Below are 16,276 nucleotides of genomic sequence, written 5' to 3'. Positions count from 1 at the left end.
GACCGCAGTGATCACGACTCCGCCCCGCCCTCGGGGTCCTTCTCGACCCGCGAGCGCCGGGCGTTGGCCACCGGTCCGTCGGTGACCGGGTATTCCCGGGCCTGGCACTGGTGCGGGTGCCAGTCGGCCGCCAGCCGGGTTCGGCGGCTGTTCGCCACCTCGTGGTACGTCTCGCTCATCGGTCCTCCCCTCGTAGAACACGAACCGGTTGCCGAGCTTCACCTGCACCAGCGTGAGCCCATGTGCAGGAACTGGAACGCTTCCTGGAACAAATGGATCACGTAGAACGATGCCGCTCGCTGTTGAACCGGTTCGGCGTGTGGCGCGGATCTCCGCCGGAGCGGTCGACGTTCGGCGCTGCCGAAGGCCTCGTCAGGCTGGGCGCATGCTCCTGCTGGTCACCGCGTTCGGCATCGTGCTGCTCGGCGCCTTCGCCCAGGCGGTCAGCGGCTTCGGCTACGCGCTGGTGACCGTGCCGCTGCTGGCCGCCGCGATCGATCCCCGCAGCGCGGTGGTGGTCTCGGCGCTGACCGGCATCGGGCTGACCCTGGTGGCGGCCGTCCGGGAACGCGCGTACGCCCGGTGGCGGATCGCGGCGGCGCTGACCGGGACCGCCCTGCTCGGCCTGCCCCTCGGCCTGCTGGTGCTCGCGCGGGCACCGGAACGGGCGCTCGGCGCGGTGATCGCGGTGGTGGTGCTGGGTTGCGTGGCCCTGGTCTGGTCCGGCGTCCGGATCCGCACCGGCCCGGTCGGGCTCAGCGTCGTCGGGGTGCTCGTCGGGGTGCTCACCGCCGCCACCGGCACCAACGGACCGCCGCTGGTGGCCGCGTTCCACTCCCTCGGCTACGACCCGCGCACCTTCCGGGCCACCCTGGCCGCGACGTTCACCGGCACCGGGCTGATGGGCTTGGCCGGGTTCGCCGCGACCGGTCAGGTGCACCTCGACGTGGCGCGGACCGCCGTGGTCGCGCTGCCCGCCGTGCCCCTGGGCTGGTGGCTGGGAAACCGGGTGTTCCACCGGATCGACCCGGTGCTGTTCCGGCGGATCGTGCTGCTCGGGCTGCTCGGCAGCGCCGGCACCGCCCTCACCGGCCTGGCCGGCTGAGGCAGGGTGACCGCACGGGCGGACGTGGCACCGCCGGCCCGGCCCCGGCTGCCGTGCCGCCGGCGGGTCAGCGGAAGTCGCGGGAGGCCGGGCTGACCGGCGGCTCGATCGCGTCCAGCCGGTCGGCCTCGAGGTTGAGCACGCCCTCGTGCCGCTGCAACCGGCCCCGCACCACCAGCCCGGTGCTGGTCCGGGCCACCCGTCGGTAGCGCTGCCACAGCCCCGGCGAGCAGGTGACGTTGAGCATGCCGGTCTCGTCCTCCAGGTTGAGGAAGGTGACCCCGCCGGCCGTGGCCGGGCGCTGCCGGTGGGTGACGATCCCGCCGACCCGGATCCGCTGGCCCGGCTCCACCCGGCCGAGCCTGGCGATCGGCACGGCGCCCACGGCGTCGAGCTGGGGGCGGATGAAACGGGCCGGGTGGGTCTCCGGGGAGAGCCCGGTGGCCCAGACGTCGGCGACCAGCCGGTCCACCGCCTCCATGCCGGGCAGGGCCGGCGGGGTCGCCCCGGTGATCGTGCCGGGCAGCCGGCCGGGCCGGTCCTGGGCCGCCGCCCCGGCGGCCCAGAGCGCCTGCCGCCGGGTGAGCCCGAAGCAGGCGAAGGCGTCCGCGGTGGCCAGTGCCTCCAGCTGCGCGGCGGTGAGACCCACCCGCCGGGCCAGGTCCGGCATGTCGCGGTACGGCCCGTGCGCCGTCCGCTCGGCCTCGATCCGCTCGGCCACCTCGTCGCCGAGGGTACGCACGCTGGACAGTCCCAGCCGGACGGCCGGTCCGTCCAGCCCCCAGGCGTGCGGCGGCTCCCCCGGTTCGCTGCCCCACCGGGTCTGCGGGGTGGACTCCAGCACCGCCTTGGCGCCGCTGGCGTTGATGTCCGGCCGGCGTACCTCCACCCCGTGCCGGCGGGCGTCGTCGACCAGGGTCTGCGGCGAGTAGAAGCCCATCGGCTGGGCGTTGAGCAGCGCGGCCAGGAACGGAGCCGGGTGGTAGCGCTTGAGCCAGGAGCTGGCGTAGACCAGGTAGGCGAAGCTCATCGCGTGGCTCTCCGGGAAGCCGTAGCTGGCGAACGCGGAGAGCTTGCGGTAGACGTCGTCGGCCAGCTCACCGGTGATGCCCCGCTCGGCCATCCCGGCGTAGAGCCGGTCGGCGATCCGGGCCATCCGCTCGGCGGAGCGCTTGGCCCCCATCGCCCGGCGCAACTGGTCGGCCTCGGCCGCGTCGAAGCCGGCCAGGTCGATGGCGAGCTGCATCAGCTGCTCCTGGAACAGCGGCACGCCGAGGGTCTTCTCCAGCGCGTTGCGCATCAGCGGGTGGGCGTACTCCACCGGCTCCTGGCCGTTCTTGCGCCGGATGTACGGGTGCACCGAGCCGCCCTGGATCGGGCCGGGACGGATCAGCGCCACCTCGACCACCAGGTCGTAGAAGACCCGCGGCTTGAGCCGGGGCAGGGTGGCCATCTGGGCGCGGCTCTCCACCTGGAACACCCCGACCGAGTCGGCCCGGCAGAGCATGTCGTAGACCTCCGGGTCGTCCAGCGTCATGTCACCCAGGTCGAGGCTCATCCCGATCATGTCGTAGCCGTAGTGCAGCGCGGAGAGCATGCCGAGCCCGAGCAGGTCGAACTTGACCAGGCCGACCGCGGCGCAGTCGTCCTTGTCCCACTGGAGCACGCTGCGGCCGGGCATCCGTCCCCACTCCACCGGGCAGACCTCGATCACCGGCCGGTCGCAGATCACCATCCCGCCGGAGTGGATGCCCAGGTGTCGGGGGAACGTCTGCAGCTCGTTGGCGTACGCGACGACCTGCTCGGGGATGTCCTCCACGTCGACCGTGGCGACCGTGCCCCAGCGGTCGATCTGCTTGCTCCAGGCGTCCTGCTGGCCGGGGGAGAAACCGAACGCCTTGGCCACGTCCCGCACCGCCGAGCGGGGGCGGTAGGAGATGACGTTGGCGACCTGGGCGGTGTGCTCCCGGCCGTAGCGGGCGTAGACGTGCTGGATCACCTCCTCCCGGCGGTCGGACTCGATGTCCACGTCGATGTCCGGCGGGCCGTCCCGCTCCGGGGCGAGGAAGCGCTCGAAGAGCAGCCGGTGCCGGACGGCGTCGACGTTGGTGATCCGCAGCGCGTAGCAGACCGCCGAGTTCGCCGCCGAGCCCCGGCCCTGGCAGTAGATGTCCTGCTCCCGGCAGAACGCGACGATGTCGTAGACCACCAGGAAGTAGCCGGGGAAGCCCAGCTCCTCGATCATGTCCAGCTCGTGCTCGAGCTGCTCGTACGCCCTCGGGTGCGCCGCCCGCGGGCCGTAGCGCTCCCGGGCGCCGGAGTAGGTCAGGTGGCGCAGCCAGCTCATCTCGGTGTGCCCCGGCGGCACCGGGTACGCCGGCAGCCGGGGCGCGACCAGTTGGAGGTCGAAGGCGAGTTCGGCGCCGAACTCGGCGGCCCGGGCCACCGCGCCCGGGTACGCGGCGAACCGGGCCGCCATCTCGGCGCCGCTGCGCAGGTGGGCGGTGGCCGCCGCGGGCAGCCAGCCGTCGATCTCGTCCAGGCTGCGCCGGGCCCGGACGGCGGCCACGGTGGTGGCCAGCCGGCGCCGGGCGGGGGTGGCGTAGTGCACGTTGTTGGTGGCCACCGTGGGCAGGCCGGCCGCCGCGGCCAGGTCGGCGAGCGCGTCGTTGCGGTCGGCGTCGACCGGGTGCCCGTGGTCGGTGAGCTCCACCGCGACCGTCTCCGCGCCGAAGAGCGCGGTCAGCCGGTCCAGCTCACGGGCGGCCGCGTCGACCCCCTCGGTGAGCAGCGCCGCCGGCACGTGCCCCTTGCGGCAGCCGGTGAGCACCAGCACGTGGTCGCGCAGCTCGGCGGCGACCTCCTCCAGCTCGCCGTAGACCGGACGGCCCTTCTCCCCGCCGCGCAGCTGGGCGCGGGCGATGGTGGCGGCCAGCCGGGCGTACCCCTCGTGGCCGTGGGCGAGCACCAGCAGGTGCCGGCCGAGCGGGTCGGGCTCACCGTTCTGCGGGCCGGGCAGGCCGAGCGACAACTCGGCGCCGAAGATCGTCGGCAGGTGCAGCGCGCGGGCCGCCTCGGCGAACCGGACCACCCCGTAGAAGCCGTCGTGGTCGGTGACGGCGAGCGCGGTGAGCCCCAGCCGGGCCGCCTCCTCGGCCAGCTCCTCGGGGTGGCTGGCGCCGTCGAGGAAGCTGAAGTTGGTGTGCGCGTGCAGCTCGGCGTACGGCACCGCGTCGTCCGGGCGGGCCAGCTCGGGTGGCCGGTACTGCTGCCGCTTGCGGGTCCAGGCCGGGGAGTCCCCGCCGTCGGCGTCGACGGCCAACGGGTCCACCACGTGCAGGTGCCGCTCCGGCCGGTCCCCGCCGGCCCGGCCGGAGAGCACCCGTTCCAGCTCGGACCAGGGCAGGTTGGGGTTGTGGAAGCTCATCCGGCCACCCCGCGTCCGCTCGCGGCGGACCCCGGCCGCCCTCCCGGCTGGTCGCCGGGTCGCCCCGGTCCGACCGGCGGGGCGACCCGCGGCTCGCGGGAGCTTCGCGACGACACCATCACCGGGAAGCGATATTCCGGAGAGGCATAAATATTTCTCTCCGGAATACCCCTGATGAGGAAGGGTGCCTCCCCACGACGAACACACCCGGACCCAGACCCGGCCCACACAGGAACACCGTGCACGGAAGCAGGTGCCCCACGCCGGCGCCGGTCGGGCGGACCTGCCGCTCCGGGTAGGCGCCTCCCGGCCCGGCGCCCACCGGCGACGAGGACCGCGCCGGTCACTCCGGTCGTCGCGGGCCGGCCGGTGACCCGCTCAGTCATAGATCGCCTCCACCAGCCACTGCCCCGCCTCGACGGCCAGCAGCAGGGCGGCGCCGTCGGCGAGGCAGACCTGGAACCTGGCCCGACGCCGGGCCTCGGCCGGCGCCCACCAGCGCTCGTCGACCGGCCACGGGCCGGTCCAGCCGGCGATCTCGGCCGGTCTGGCCGTGCCGACGGTGAGCCGGGCCGGGGCGGCGCTCAGCTGGAGTCGCGCGCTGACCACGACCGGTTCGCCGGCGGCGTCGTGCACGGTGGCGGCGAGCGGTTGGGGCAGCACCACGGCCGGTGCGGGGGGCGGAAGCTGGCCCGGCCACGGCGGCTCGCTCCGCCCCGCCGCCCGGCCCGACCGCGCCGACCGCGCCGACCCGCCCTGGCCCGGTTGCGCCCCCTGACCCGACGACGTCGACCGCCCCGACGGCACCGGCTGACCCGGCGCCGCGGGCCCGCCCAGGGACATCGGCCGGCCGGGGCGGGTCGGGAGGCGTTCGTCCCCCCACGGCACCAGGCGCACCTGGTCGGCCGGGGACCGTCCGCCGCCGAGCACCGCGGTGACCACCGCCTCGGGGCCGAGGATGCCCTGCACCCGGCTCAACGCCCGGTGCGCCCGCTCGCGCTCCTCACCGGTCTCCCCCCACAGGCCGGGTTGCAGGCCGACCTGGGCGATCACCCCGTCCGGGACCAGCCGCAGCCGGATGATGCCGGCCGTCGGCCGGGCCGGGCGGGCTCCGGCCCGGCCGTTGCTGCCGGAGAGCCACCCGTCGAGCTGCCAGCGCACCCGGTCGGCGATGGCCGCGGCGGTGAGCAGGCCGTCGTGCCGCCAGACCCGGTGCAGCTCCTGGCCGTGCGCGGTGACCGCCTCGATGCCGAGCCGGGTGCAGGCCAGCCCGTGCCCGGCGAGCCGGTCGTGCAACTGCTCGGCCAGCGCGCGGGCGGCGAAGGCCGCGGCGTCGACCCGGTCGAGCGGATCGTCGTACCCGGCGGTGACCGCCAGGTCGACCGGGGGCTGCCGGACGGCGAGCGGGCGGTGGTCCCGCCCGGCGGCGAGCCGGTGGGCCAGCGCGCCGTCGAAGCCGAACCGGGCCAGCACGTCGCCGGCCGGCAGCGCGGCGAAGTCGGCGAGGGTGCGGACGCCGAGCCGGCGCAGCAGGTCGGCCAGCGCCGGGCGACCGAGCGCCTCCACCGGCAGCGCGGCGAGGAACTCCGGCGTGCCGCCGGGCGGGACCACCCGGCCGCCGCGCGCGGCCAGCCCGGCGGCGAAGACCCCGTCGGCGATGCCGACCTGGCTCTCCACCGCGCAGGTCTGGGCGACGTGCTCGACGATCCGCTCGGCGGCCACCTCCTCCCCGCCGAGGTAGCGGGCCGGGCCGCGGGCCGCCACCGCGCAGGCGCCGGGGCGGACCACCTCGACCCCGGCGACCAGTTCCTCGACCGCGGCGACCACCGGCTCGAACGCCCGGGCGTCCCGCCCCGGGTCGTGGTCGACGGCGGTGAGCTGCGGGCACCGCCCCTGCGCCTCCCGCCGGCGCAGCCCGCGACGCACCCCCTCGGCACGGGCCCGCTCGGAGCAGGCGATCACCCGGTTGGCGTGCAGCACCGCCACCGGGTCGGTGGCCGGCACCCCGTCGACGATCTCGGCGGCGAGCACCGGCCAGTCCGGGCACCAGAGCAGCAGGGTCCGCACCGGCCCGTCGCCCCGGGCCGGCGGCGCAGCGGACCGGTCGGCCGCGTCGCTCATGCCGGGCCGACCAGGGTGAGCGTGCCGCGCCGCCCGGCGGGAGCGGACGGGCCGACCGGGGGCACCGGGCGGAGCCGGCCGGCGGCCGACCGGCCGGTGGCGGAGGCGACGGAGGCGGCGGCCGGTCGGGGGATGACCCGGGTGAGCCCGTCGCCGGGCAGCCAGACCTTGACCTCCTTGGGCCGGGCGGCGGCCCCGCGCCCGCGCGCCGAGACGGTGACCTCCCGGCGGCGCAGCCGCCCGCGACCCGGCCCGAGCCCCTCCCAGACCCCTCGGACCACCTGCAACGTCACGTCCGCGCCGTCCCACCGGCCGTACGGGACGAGCACGCTGCCCCGCTGGCGGGCCCGGGCGGCCAGCCGGTTGGCGACCGAGGCGGAGACCGTGGCCGGCACGGCGGTGACCACGACGTCCACCCCGTCGATCAGCGCGGCGACGACGGTGGCCCACTCCGGACCCGGGTTGGGCACCAGGGCGAGCCGGTCCAGGGCGATGCCGTACTCGGCGGCCGCTCCCGCGCCGAACGTCGGCACCCCGACCACGGCGCACCACGAACCGGCCCGGGACGCCTCGGCGAGCAGCGCCAGCACCAACGAGGTGCCGCCGCTGCGCCGGGGCTGGCCGGTGGCGACCGCGACGGTGCTGCCGCGGCGCAGCCCGCGGTTGGGTAGCAGGCCGGTCAGTTCCGGGGCCACCGGCAGCACCCGGTGGCCGCCCGCCGGGTCCGGCGCGCTCGCCGGACGGACCAGACCGGCCAGTGCGGCGGAACCGACCACCATGCGGCCCGCCATCGGACCTACCCCCCGTCGTGCTGTTCGGATCAGATGTGCGCGTGGCGCCCCGGCCGCCCGGCTCCCCCCGCCGGACGGCCGGGTGCCACGGGTCAGGCGGCCAGACCGTCGAGTGCCGGTTGGTGGGCCACGCCGAGCGCGGCCTCCACCACCGTGACGAACTGCTCGGCGGCGCGCAGCAGGTCGTCGGCCTCCCGGGCGGTCACCACCCGGGGGATGCCGGCCTCGGCGGCGGCCCGCTTGCCGGCGCCGGCGGCGAAGAACCGGGCCCACTCGTCGAGCTCGGGGGCGACCCCGGTGAGCAGGACCCAGACGCTGGTGATCCGGTTGCGCCGGGTCGGCGCGGGACGGGCCCGGGCGGCGAGCAGGGCCGCGGCGGCGCGCAGCGCGGCCAGGTGGGCGGCCGCGTAACGGAGGCCGTCGGGACGGGTCCGGGCGGCCTCGGCCAGCCCCTGGCGGGCCACCGCGAGCAGCTGGGCGGGGGTGCGGTGCGGCAGCACGTGCGCCGGCACCGTCGGTGCCTGAGCCGGGTTGGTCGGCATGGGACTGTCTCCTCCACGTGGCCGGGTCGCCACCCCACCGCGACGGACGGATCCGCCGGCGGGGCGCCGGGTCGAGTGGTGCGGAGGAAGACGCACCTGATGTGGGGGCCGGCCGGGTGTGGACGCTTCCCCACACCACACCCGGCCGGCGTACCGGCGGGTTCGTCGCCCGCCGCCCGGGGGTCGTGGGCGGCGGGCGACGCTCCTGCCTTGACGGGACCGGGCTCGCGACTGCCCGGAACCCAGGTGCGGCCCGCGGAGCCGCACCGCCCGGAGCCGGCGCCGCGAAACACCGCTCCGGGCTGGTTGGAACGGGCGTTCGAGGCAATCGAACACTCGTTCTAACTGCTGCTGACAGTACACCCTCCCTCCGACGAAAATGCAACGTGTGACGCGCGGCCGGTCGACGGGGCGGGCCGCAGGCCCGGTCCGGTAACCCATCGACGCGTCCCGGAACCTCCAGTTCGGCGATGTGGCGGTATCCGAGCCACCCGGACACCACCATTTCGGCGACATTGAGTCGATCAAGCCCGCGGGCCGGGATCCCGCCGGCCGACCCGACCCGCACCGGGGCAACGGCGTGGTCGGGGTGAGGCGGCGGCCGGCGTACGGGGAGAATGGCGGCATGCAGCCACACCCGAACGTACGGGCGGTGCAGGACGCGCTCGACGACGCCGGCGCACGGGACTCCTCCGGCGCGCCCAGCGCGGTCCGCCTGCTGCCCGAGGCGGTGCACACCGCCGCGGCCGCCGCCGAGGCGCTCGGCGTCGGCGTCGGCCAGATCGCCAACTCGCTCGTGTTCGAGGCCGACGGCGCGCCGCTGCTGGTGCTCACCTCCGGCGCGCACCGGGTGGACACCGCCGGGCTGGCCGCCTCCATCGGGGTCACCCGGCTGCGCCGGGCCACCCCCGACTTCGTCCGCGCGCACACCGGGCAGGTGATCGGCGGGGTGGCCCCGCTGGGTCACCCGCGAGCGCTGCGCACCCTGGTGGACACCGCCCTCGAAAAGTACGACGAGATCTGGGCCGCCGGCGGGGTGCCGCAGGCGGTCTTCCCCACCACGTACCCGGAACTGCTCCGGATCACCGCCGGCACCCCGGCCGACGTGGCGTGAGCGACGCCGCCGGGGCCGTCCCGGAACTGGTCACCCTGCACGTGTGGCGGACCTCCCGCCCCGCGCTGCCCCGGGCGCTGGCCCGGATGGCGCTCGACCCGCGCCGGCTGCGCGCCGTGCCGGGCGTACGGTTCGGCAAGCTGCTCGGCACCGGGACCGGCACCGGCTTCGGGCCGGGTGACGCCGACCTGACCCGGTGGGCGGCGCTGGCGGTGTGGGACTCCCCCGCCGCCGCGGCCGGCTTCGACACCTCGCCGGTGGGCCGGGCCTGGGCCCGGATCGCCCGCTCGGCCGTCCGGCTCGACCTGCGCCCGCTGACCAGCCGGGGCGAGTGGTCCGGCCGCCGGCCGTTCGGCGAGCCACCCGGCGGCCCGGTCGACGGCCCGGTGCTGGCGCTGACCCGGGCCCGGCTGCGGCCCCGCCGGGCGGTCACCTTCTGGCGGGCGGTCCCGCCGGTGGCCGCCGCCCTGCACGCCGCGCCCGGCCTGCTCGCCCGGTTCGGCGTCGGCGAGGCCCCGCTGGGTTGGCAGGGCACGGTGAGCGTGTGGCGCGCCCCGGCGGACCTGGTGTCGTTCGCGTACCGTCACCCGGAGCACCGCGCCGCGATCATGCGGACCCCCGCCGAGGGGTGGTACGCGGAGGAACTCTTCGCGCGGTTCGCGGTGCGCGACGTGGTCGGTGACCGGACGGTGCTGGGGTGGGTCGCGGACGGCGACGTGGCGACGGTGAAGGGCGGGCGGGCATGAGGTTGGTGCGGTGGACACCGGACGATCTCGTCCGGCGGCTGGACGACGTGGTGGCCGTCTACGGCGAGGCGATGGGCTACCGCATCGACCTGCTGGAGGCCCGGCGCGGCTACATCGCCACCCACGTCCGCCGGCCCGGCTTCCGCGCCGTCGCCAGCCTGACCACCGAGGGGCACCTGGCCGGGTTCGGCTACGGCTACCTCGGCGCCCCCGGCCAGTGGTGGCACGACCAGGTCTGGCGGGCGCTGGACCCGGCCGCCCGGCAGCGCTGGCTGACCGACTGCTTCGAGGTCGTCGAACTGCACGTCCGGCCGCCGGCGCAGGGGCACGGCCTGGGCGCGCGGCAGCTGCGCGCCCTGCTCACCATGGCGGAGGGGACGACCACCCTGCTCTCCACCCCGGAGGCCGACGAGCAGCGGTCCCGGGCCTGGCGGCTGTACCGGCGGTTCGGCTTCGTCGACATCCTGCGCGACTTCCACTTCCCCGGCGACGAGCGCCCGTTCGGCGTGCTCGGCCGCGACCTCCCCCTCCCGCCCCCCGGCCCGGCGTCGGCCCCGCCCCACTCCGCGCAGGCCCCGCCCGGCCCGGCCGCGCCATGAGCCGGCAGCGGATCTGCTGGGCGCTGCTGGCCGTGCTGGTGCTGGCGCAGATCTGCTACCCGCTGACCACCGGGACGACCCGGGCCCGGCTGACCGTGGCCACGGTGCTCCTCGGCTGGCTGCTCTCGGTCGGCCACGCGCTGCTCAGCCGGGGTGCGCGTACCGCGGCGGCGCTGGTGGCGGTGGCCACCGGTGGCGGGTTCGCGATCGAGGCGCTCGGGGTGGCCACCGGCTTCCCGTTCGGCAGCTACGACTACTCCGGGCAGCTGGGCCCGAAGCTGGCCGGGGTGCCGCTGGTCATCCCGCTGGCGTGGACCTGGATGGCCTGGCCGGCCTGGCTGGCCGCGGTCCGGCTCACCCGGACCCCGGCCGCCGGCGGCTGGTCGGCCCGGCGCACCGGCGCACCGCCCGACAGCGGCCCGCCGGGCGGGGCCGGCCGGAGCGGCGTCCGGCGGATCGCGCTGGCCGCGCTCGGGCTGGCCACCTGGGACCTCTTCCTCGACCCGCAGATGGTGGCCGAGGGCCACTGGGTCTGGCGCGACGCCACCCCGGCGCTGCCCGGCCTGCCCGGCGTCCCGGTCAGCAACTACCTCGGCTGGCTGCTCTTCGCGGTGCTGCTGATGGCCGCGCTGCGCCCGCTGGCCGGGCCGGCGGTGGCGGGCACCGACCGGCGGGACCACCCGATGTTCGCGCTCTACCTGTGGACGTACGGCTCCAGCGTGCTGGCCCACGCGGTCTTCCTCGACCTGCCCGCCTCGGCGCTGTGGGGCGCGGTCGGCATGTCGGTCACCGCGCTGCCGCTGGCCGTGACGCTGCTACGGGCCCGCCGCGAGGACCGGCCGGCGTCCCACCCGCCCCGGCGCGCCGACGCCGACGCGCCGGCATGACCGGTATCCTCGCGGTGCTGCTCGGCGTCGCCGCGCTGACCGCGCACACGCTGGTCAACGCCGGGTGCTGGCTGCGCCGCCCGGCCGACCGGCCGGCTCCGGTCGACGAGCCGGTCGCGGTGCTGCTGCCGCTGCGCGACGAGGCCGCCCGGGTCGCCCCGTGCCTGCGCGCGCTGCTCGCCCAGCGCGGCGTACCGGGGCTGCGCGTCGTCGTGCTCGACGACGGGTCCACCGACGGCACCGCCGAGGTGGTCCGCGCGGTGGCCGGCGACGACCCCCGGGTCACCCTGCTGCGGGGGACCGCCCCGCCGCCGGGCTGGCTGGGCAAGCCGCACGCCTGCTGGCAACTGGCCACCCGGGCCGACCCGGTGGCCACCGCGCTGGTCTTCGTCGACGCCGACGTGGTGCTCACCCCGGACGCGGTGGCGGCGGCGGTCACCGAGCTGCGCGCCGCGCGGCTGACGCTGCTGTCGCCGTACCCGAGGATCCTGGTGGCGACGGCGGCGGACCGGCTGGTCCAGCCGCTGTTGCAGTGGCTGTGGCTGACCTTCCTGCCGCTGCGCGCGATGGAACGCTCACCGCGGCCGGCGCTGGCCGCGGCCGGCGGGCAGTTCCTGGTGCTGGACCGGGCCGGCTACAAACGCGCCGGTGGGCACGTCGCGGTGGCCGACAAGGTGCTGGAGGACATCGAGCTGGCCCGGGCGATCAAGCGTGCCGGCGGCCGGATCGCCCTCGCCGACGGCTCGAGGCTGGCCACCTGCCGGATGTACGACAACTGGCCGCAGCTGCGCGACGGCTACGCCAAGTCGCTCTGGGCCTCGTTCGGGCACCCCGGCCCGGCGGTCGTGGTGGTGACGCTGCTGCTCCTGCTCTACACCGCACCGCCGCTGCTGGCGGTGGTCGCGCTCGCCGCCGGGGCGGTGCCGGTGGCGGCGGCCGCCGCGGCGGCGTACCTGCTCGGGGTGGCCGGACGGGTGGTCACCGCCCGGACGACCGGCGGCCGGTGGTGGCCCGACTCGCTGGCACACCCCGTGTCGGTCGTGGTCCTCGGTTGGCTGACCCTGCGGTCGTACCATCTGCGGAAGCGGCGCCGGCTGACCTGGCGGGGCCGCCCGGTCACCTAGGAGGCGCGGCATGGCGCGGATCGTGGTCGTCGGCGCCGGAGTGGGTGGGCTGGCCACCGCCGCCCGGCTGGCCACCAACGGGCACGAGGTCACCGTCTTCGAGCGGTCCGACACGGTGGGCGGCAAGCTCGGCCGCCACGTACGGGACACCCCGGCCGGATCGTTCCACTTCGACACCGGGCCCAGCCTGCTCACCCTGCCCGAGGTCTTCCACGACCTGTTCGAGGCGACCGGGGCGAAGCTCGACGAGTACCTCGACCTCGCGCCGCTGGACCCGATCATCCGGCACGTCTTCCCCGGCGGCGGCCCGACGCTGGACTCGTGCGCCGACCCGGCCGAGTTCGCCGCCCGGATCGGCACGGCCCTCGGCGACCGGGCCGCGGCGGACTGGCAGCGGCTGTGGCGCCGGGCCGGCCGGGTCTGGCAGGCGTCGCACCAGGACATCCTGCGCCGCCCGGTGGGCTCCCCGCGGGACCTGGCCGCGCTGGCCTGGCGGCTCGGCGACCTGGCCGCGATCGCTCCCGGCCGGAGCCTGCGCGGGCTGGGTCGCCGCCACCTGTCCGACCCGCGGCTGCGGATGCTGCTGGACCGGTACGCCACGTACACCGGCGCCGACCCGCGCCGGGCCCCGGCCGCGCTGGTCGCCGTCCCCTACGCCGAGCTGGCCTTCGGCGGCTGGTACCTGCGCGGCGGGCTGGGCACCCTCGCCGACGCGCTGCTGACCCGCTGCCTGGACCTCGGCGTGGTGGTGCAGACCGGCGCCGCGGTCACCCGGATCGACGCCGCCGGCGGCCGGGTGACCGGGGTACGCCTCGCCGGGGTCGCCGCGCCCGTCCCCGCCGACGTGGTGGTGGCCAACGCCGACGCGCTCACCGTCTACCGGGACCTGCTGCCCGACCCGCGCCGGCTGGCCGGGCTGACCGACCGCAGCCTGGCCGGCTTCGTGCTGCTGCTCGGGGTCGGCGGCGACTCCGGCCTGGCGCACCACACGGTGTTCTTCCCGCGCGACCACGACGCCGAGTTCGACGCGGTCTTCGGCGACCCGGGGCGCGGGGTGCGGGCCCGACCGGCGCCCGACCCGACGGTGTTCGTCACCGTGGCCGACGACCCGATGGTCCGCCCGGCCGGGCACGAGGCGTGGTTCGTGCTGGTCAACGCGCCCCGGCACGGCAAGGCCGCCGGCGCGGTGGACTGGCGGCGGCCCGGGCTGGCCGAGGCGTACGCCGACCGGATCCTGGACGTGCTCGCCGCGCGCGGCGTCGACGTGCGGGACCGGCTGCTGTTCCGGGAGATCCGCACCCCGGCCGACCTGGACGCGGTGGCCGGCGCGCCCGGCGGGTCGATCTACGGCACGGCCGGCGGGCTGCTCCGCCCGGCCAACCGCGGCCCGGTGCGCGGGCTGTGGCTGGTCGGCGGCTCCAGCCACCCCGGCGGCGGCCTGCCGATGGTCACCCTCTCCGCGCAGATCGTCGCCGACGAGATCGGCCCCGCCTGGTAGGCCGCCGGGTCAGTCGGCGTCGAGCAGGGCGCGGCGGACGGCGGAGAGGAGCTGGCCCAGGCCGAAGGCGGCCAGCAGCACCCAGACCGCGGTGGCCATGGTGATGGTGCCGGCGGCGAGGTCCGGCTCGATCAGCCCGGTCAGCCCGGCGAGCAGCAGCCCGGCCAGGGCCACCGAGACCCGGGTGGGGCGCTCCCCCACGGTCACCGCGCCGATCTCGCGCATGCCCGCGGCGACCGCCCGGGCCCGGACGTACTCGTGCAGCCAGGACAGCGCGCCGGCCGTGGCCACCAGCGCGCCCGGCGCGCCGACCAGCCAGAACGCGACCAGCCAGGCGACCTCGCCGAGCCGGTCGGCGACCGAGTCGTAGACGTAGCCGAGCCGGGTGGTCCGGCCGGTGGCCACCGCCACCGCGCCGTCGACGCTGTCCGCCACCGCGGCCAGCAGCACGAACAGCGCCCCGAGGAACGGCCCGTCCCCCGGGCGTACGGCGAACACCGGCACGCAGACGCAGAGCAGCACGCCGGCGACCGTCACCGCGGTCGGGCCGACCCGCAGCCGGCCGAGCACGTACCCGACGTGGTAGGCGAACCGCAGCCAGGCGCGTACCACCGGAGCCGCCACCCGGGGGTCGAACCCCCCGTGCAGCTGGGCCCAGGCGGTCGCGTAGTCGTCCCACTTCAGCTGCTGTGTGCCCACCACGGATCAACCGTCGCACCGCGGCCGAGGTGTCGCGGCCCGTACGCTCACACCCGCGCGCCCACCTGGAGGTTCTGCCAGACCTCGCGGGTGGCGGTGGAGCGGTTGAGGGTGATGAAGTGGATCCCCGGCACGCCCTCGTCGAGCAGCCGGCGGCACATCTCGCTGGCCTGCTCGATGCCGAGCCGGCGCACCGCCTCCGGATCGTCGGCGACCCGCTCGAACCGCTCCGCCAGGGCCGGCGGGAACGGCGCCCCGGAGAGCTGCACCGACCGCTCGATGGTGCCCATCTGGGTCACCGGCATCACGCCGGCCAGGATCGGGGTGTCGCAGCCGGCGGCCGCGACCCGGTCACGCAGCCGCAGGTAGTCGTCGGCGTCGAAGAACATCTGGGTGATCGCGAACTCGGCGCCGGCCCGGCACTTGCGGACGAAGTACGCGGTGTCGCTGGCCACGTCGGGCGAGCGGGGGTGCTTGTACGGGAAGGCGGCCACCCCGACGCTGAAGTCACCGGCGTCGCGGACCAGGCGGACCAGCTCCTCGGCGTAGAGCACACCCTCGGGGTGGCGTACCCACTCCCCGCCCGGGTTGCCCGGCGGGTCGCCCCGCACGGCCAGCACGTTGCGCACCCCGACCCCGGCGAGCCGGCCGATCACGTGCCGCAGCTCGGCGACGGAGTGGTTGACCGCGGTCAGGTGGGCCATCGGCAGCAGGGTGGTCTCGGTGGCGATCCGCTCGGTGACCGCGACCGTGGTGTCCCGGGTCGACCCGCCCGCGCCGTAGGTGATCGAGACGAACGAGGGGCGCAGCGACTCCAGCTCGCGGATCGCCTGCCAGAGCAGCCGCTCGCCCTGCTCGGTCTTCGGTGGGAAGAACTCGAAGGAGAAGGTCGGCTGGCGGTCGCGGATCAGCTCCCCGATCGCCGGCTGCGGATTGGGGAGGACCGAGGGAAGACCGAGCGCCACGTGACGACTCTAGCGGGCGGCGCCGGTCACACCCACGCCCTTCCCACCCCGTCGGACACCCGGCCGGCCGGCGCGCGCCGGAAACGTCGTACCCCCGGAGTACGCATGGGGCAGCGCGGGTGGGCCGGCCGGGGACGGCCGCACCGGGGGCGCGCGGGGGTCAGCAACCGATCGGCGGCGCGCCGGTCCCGCCCGGCGGGACGCGCCGCCGCCGTGCCGACGCCCGTCCGGGAGGACCGATGACGCCGTCCCCGCCCGGCCCGCAGCTGCTCGGGCCGCTGCTCGCCCAGCTCCGGCTGGCCCGCGGCTGGAGCCAGCCACGGCTGGCCGCCGAGCTCTGCGCCGCCGCCGGCGTGCCGACGCTCAGCCGGCACGAGGTCTCCCGGTGGGAGCGGCAGCTGCGCGTCCCGGTGACTTCTGGCTCGGCTGGCTCGCCGTCGTCCTGGCCGTGCCGGTCGACCTGCTGGCCACCGCCGCCGCCCGGTCCCGGGACCTCGGCACGCCGCCGGCCGTCCGCGGCCGGGGCGCCCGGTCCCGGGCCGCGCTGCTCGCGCTGGCCCAGCGGTGGCTGGCCGATCCGCACGCCGCGCTGCTGGTCGCCGCGCCGCCGCGGCTGGCGGCGGAACCCGGCCCGCCGGACGTCGGGCACCCGGCCGAC

At 76.8% G+C, this 16,276-nt stretch carries 14 protein-coding genes and 1 pseudogene; 8 read left to right on the top strand and 7 right to left on the bottom strand.

All coding sequences use genetic code 11. The features are described from left to right. Positions 1-11: 11 nt before the first annotated feature. Entirely contained in the window at positions 12-179 is a 168-nt protein-coding gene (locus ACVCAH_RS32140) for a hypothetical protein (protein WP_447140004.1), read from the bottom strand. Positions 180-385: 206 nt separating this feature from the next. Here ACVCAH_RS32140 and ACVCAH_RS32135 point away from each other — a divergent pair, with 206 nt between their 5' ends. Next, a complete protein-coding gene (locus ACVCAH_RS32135; RefSeq protein WP_447140003.1) occupies positions 386-1,105 on the top strand; it encodes a sulfite exporter TauE/SafE family protein in 720 nt (239 codons plus the stop codon). A 67-nt stretch (positions 1,106-1,172) separates the two neighbouring features. Here the strand turns inward: ACVCAH_RS32135 and ACVCAH_RS32130 are convergent, their stop codons facing one another. The 4 genes from ACVCAH_RS32130 to ACVCAH_RS32115 form a co-directional block, all read right to left on the bottom strand. Continuing rightward, on the bottom strand, positions 1,173-4,532 hold the full coding sequence (locus ACVCAH_RS32130) for an error-prone DNA polymerase (RefSeq protein WP_447140002.1): 3,360 nt from the start codon (positions 4,530-4,532) through the stop codon (positions 1,173-1,175). 378 nt (positions 4,533-4,910) lie between these two features. Next, positions 4,911-6,653 (bottom strand): DNA polymerase Y family protein, encoded by a 1,743-nt coding sequence (locus tag ACVCAH_RS32125; protein WP_447140001.1) that lies wholly within the window; start codon positions 6,651-6,653, stop codon positions 4,911-4,913. Beyond that, positions 6,650-7,444: a hypothetical protein gene (locus ACVCAH_RS32120; RefSeq protein ID WP_447140000.1), complete on the bottom strand. Its 795-nt coding sequence runs from the start codon at positions 7,442-7,444 to the stop codon at positions 6,650-6,652. The genes ACVCAH_RS32125 and ACVCAH_RS32120 overlap by 4 nt, the downstream gene beginning before the upstream one ends. Positions 7,445-7,536: 92 nt before the next feature. After that, complete coding sequence (locus tag ACVCAH_RS32115) at positions 7,537-7,986, bottom strand: SAV_6107 family HEPN domain-containing protein (protein WP_447139999.1); 450 nt, start codon at positions 7,984-7,986, stop codon at positions 7,537-7,539. Positions 7,987-8,611: 625 nt separating this feature from the next. On the opposite strand from ACVCAH_RS32115, the gene ACVCAH_RS32110 reads away from it, so the two are divergent. The 6 genes from ACVCAH_RS32110 to ACVCAH_RS32085 are packed head-to-tail and all read left to right on the top strand — an operon-like array spanning position 8,612 to position 13,954. Beyond that, positions 8,612-9,100, top strand: coding sequence for a YbaK/EbsC family protein (locus tag ACVCAH_RS32110; RefSeq protein WP_447139998.1), 489 nt, complete (start codon positions 8,612-8,614; stop codon positions 9,098-9,100). After that, entirely contained in the window at positions 9,097-9,846 is a 750-nt protein-coding gene (locus ACVCAH_RS32105) for a monooxygenase (protein WP_447139997.1), read from the top strand. Before ACVCAH_RS32110 ends, ACVCAH_RS32105 begins: the two co-directional genes overlap by 4 nt. Then, entirely contained in the window at positions 9,843-10,445 is a 603-nt protein-coding gene (locus ACVCAH_RS32100) for a GNAT family N-acetyltransferase (RefSeq protein WP_447139996.1), read from the top strand. Before ACVCAH_RS32105 ends, ACVCAH_RS32100 begins: the two co-directional genes overlap by 4 nt. Further along, complete coding sequence (locus ACVCAH_RS32095) at positions 10,442-11,332, top strand: carotenoid biosynthesis protein (protein ID WP_447139995.1); 891 nt, start codon at positions 10,442-10,444, stop codon at positions 11,330-11,332. Before ACVCAH_RS32100 ends, ACVCAH_RS32095 begins: the two co-directional genes overlap by 4 nt. After that, complete coding sequence (locus tag ACVCAH_RS32090) at positions 11,329-12,456, top strand: glycosyltransferase (RefSeq protein WP_447139994.1); 1,128 nt, start codon at positions 11,329-11,331, stop codon at positions 12,454-12,456. Before ACVCAH_RS32095 ends, ACVCAH_RS32090 begins: the two co-directional genes overlap by 4 nt. 10 nt (positions 12,457-12,466) lie before the next feature. Beyond that, positions 12,467-13,954: a phytoene desaturase family protein gene (locus ACVCAH_RS32085; protein WP_447139993.1), complete on the top strand. Its 1,488-nt coding sequence runs from the start codon at positions 12,467-12,469 to the stop codon at positions 13,952-13,954. Between the two features lie 9 nt (positions 13,955-13,963). Here the strand turns inward: ACVCAH_RS32085 and ACVCAH_RS32080 are convergent, their stop codons facing one another. Together ACVCAH_RS32080 and metF are read right to left on the bottom strand one after the other, a co-directional pair. After that, on the bottom strand, positions 13,964-14,656 hold the full coding sequence (locus ACVCAH_RS32080) for a CDP-alcohol phosphatidyltransferase family protein (protein WP_447139992.1): 693 nt from the start codon (positions 14,654-14,656) through the stop codon (positions 13,964-13,966). Positions 14,657-14,700: 44 nt separating this feature from the next. Beyond that, positions 14,701-15,618, bottom strand: coding sequence for a methylenetetrahydrofolate reductase [NAD(P)H] (metF, locus tag ACVCAH_RS32075; protein WP_447139991.1), 918 nt, complete (start codon positions 15,616-15,618; stop codon positions 14,701-14,703). Between the two features lie 385 nt (positions 15,619-16,003). On the opposite strand from metF, the pseudogene ACVCAH_RS32070 reads away from it, so the two are divergent. Beyond that, positions 16,004-16,276: pseudogene (locus ACVCAH_RS32070) on the top strand (helix-turn-helix domain-containing protein); the annotation flags it as partial.

It is taken from the genome of Micromonospora sp. LZ34, from assembly GCF_052981855.1.
Note: the sequence above shows the minus strand (reverse complement) of the source record. Positions and strands in the feature narration are given on the sequence as shown.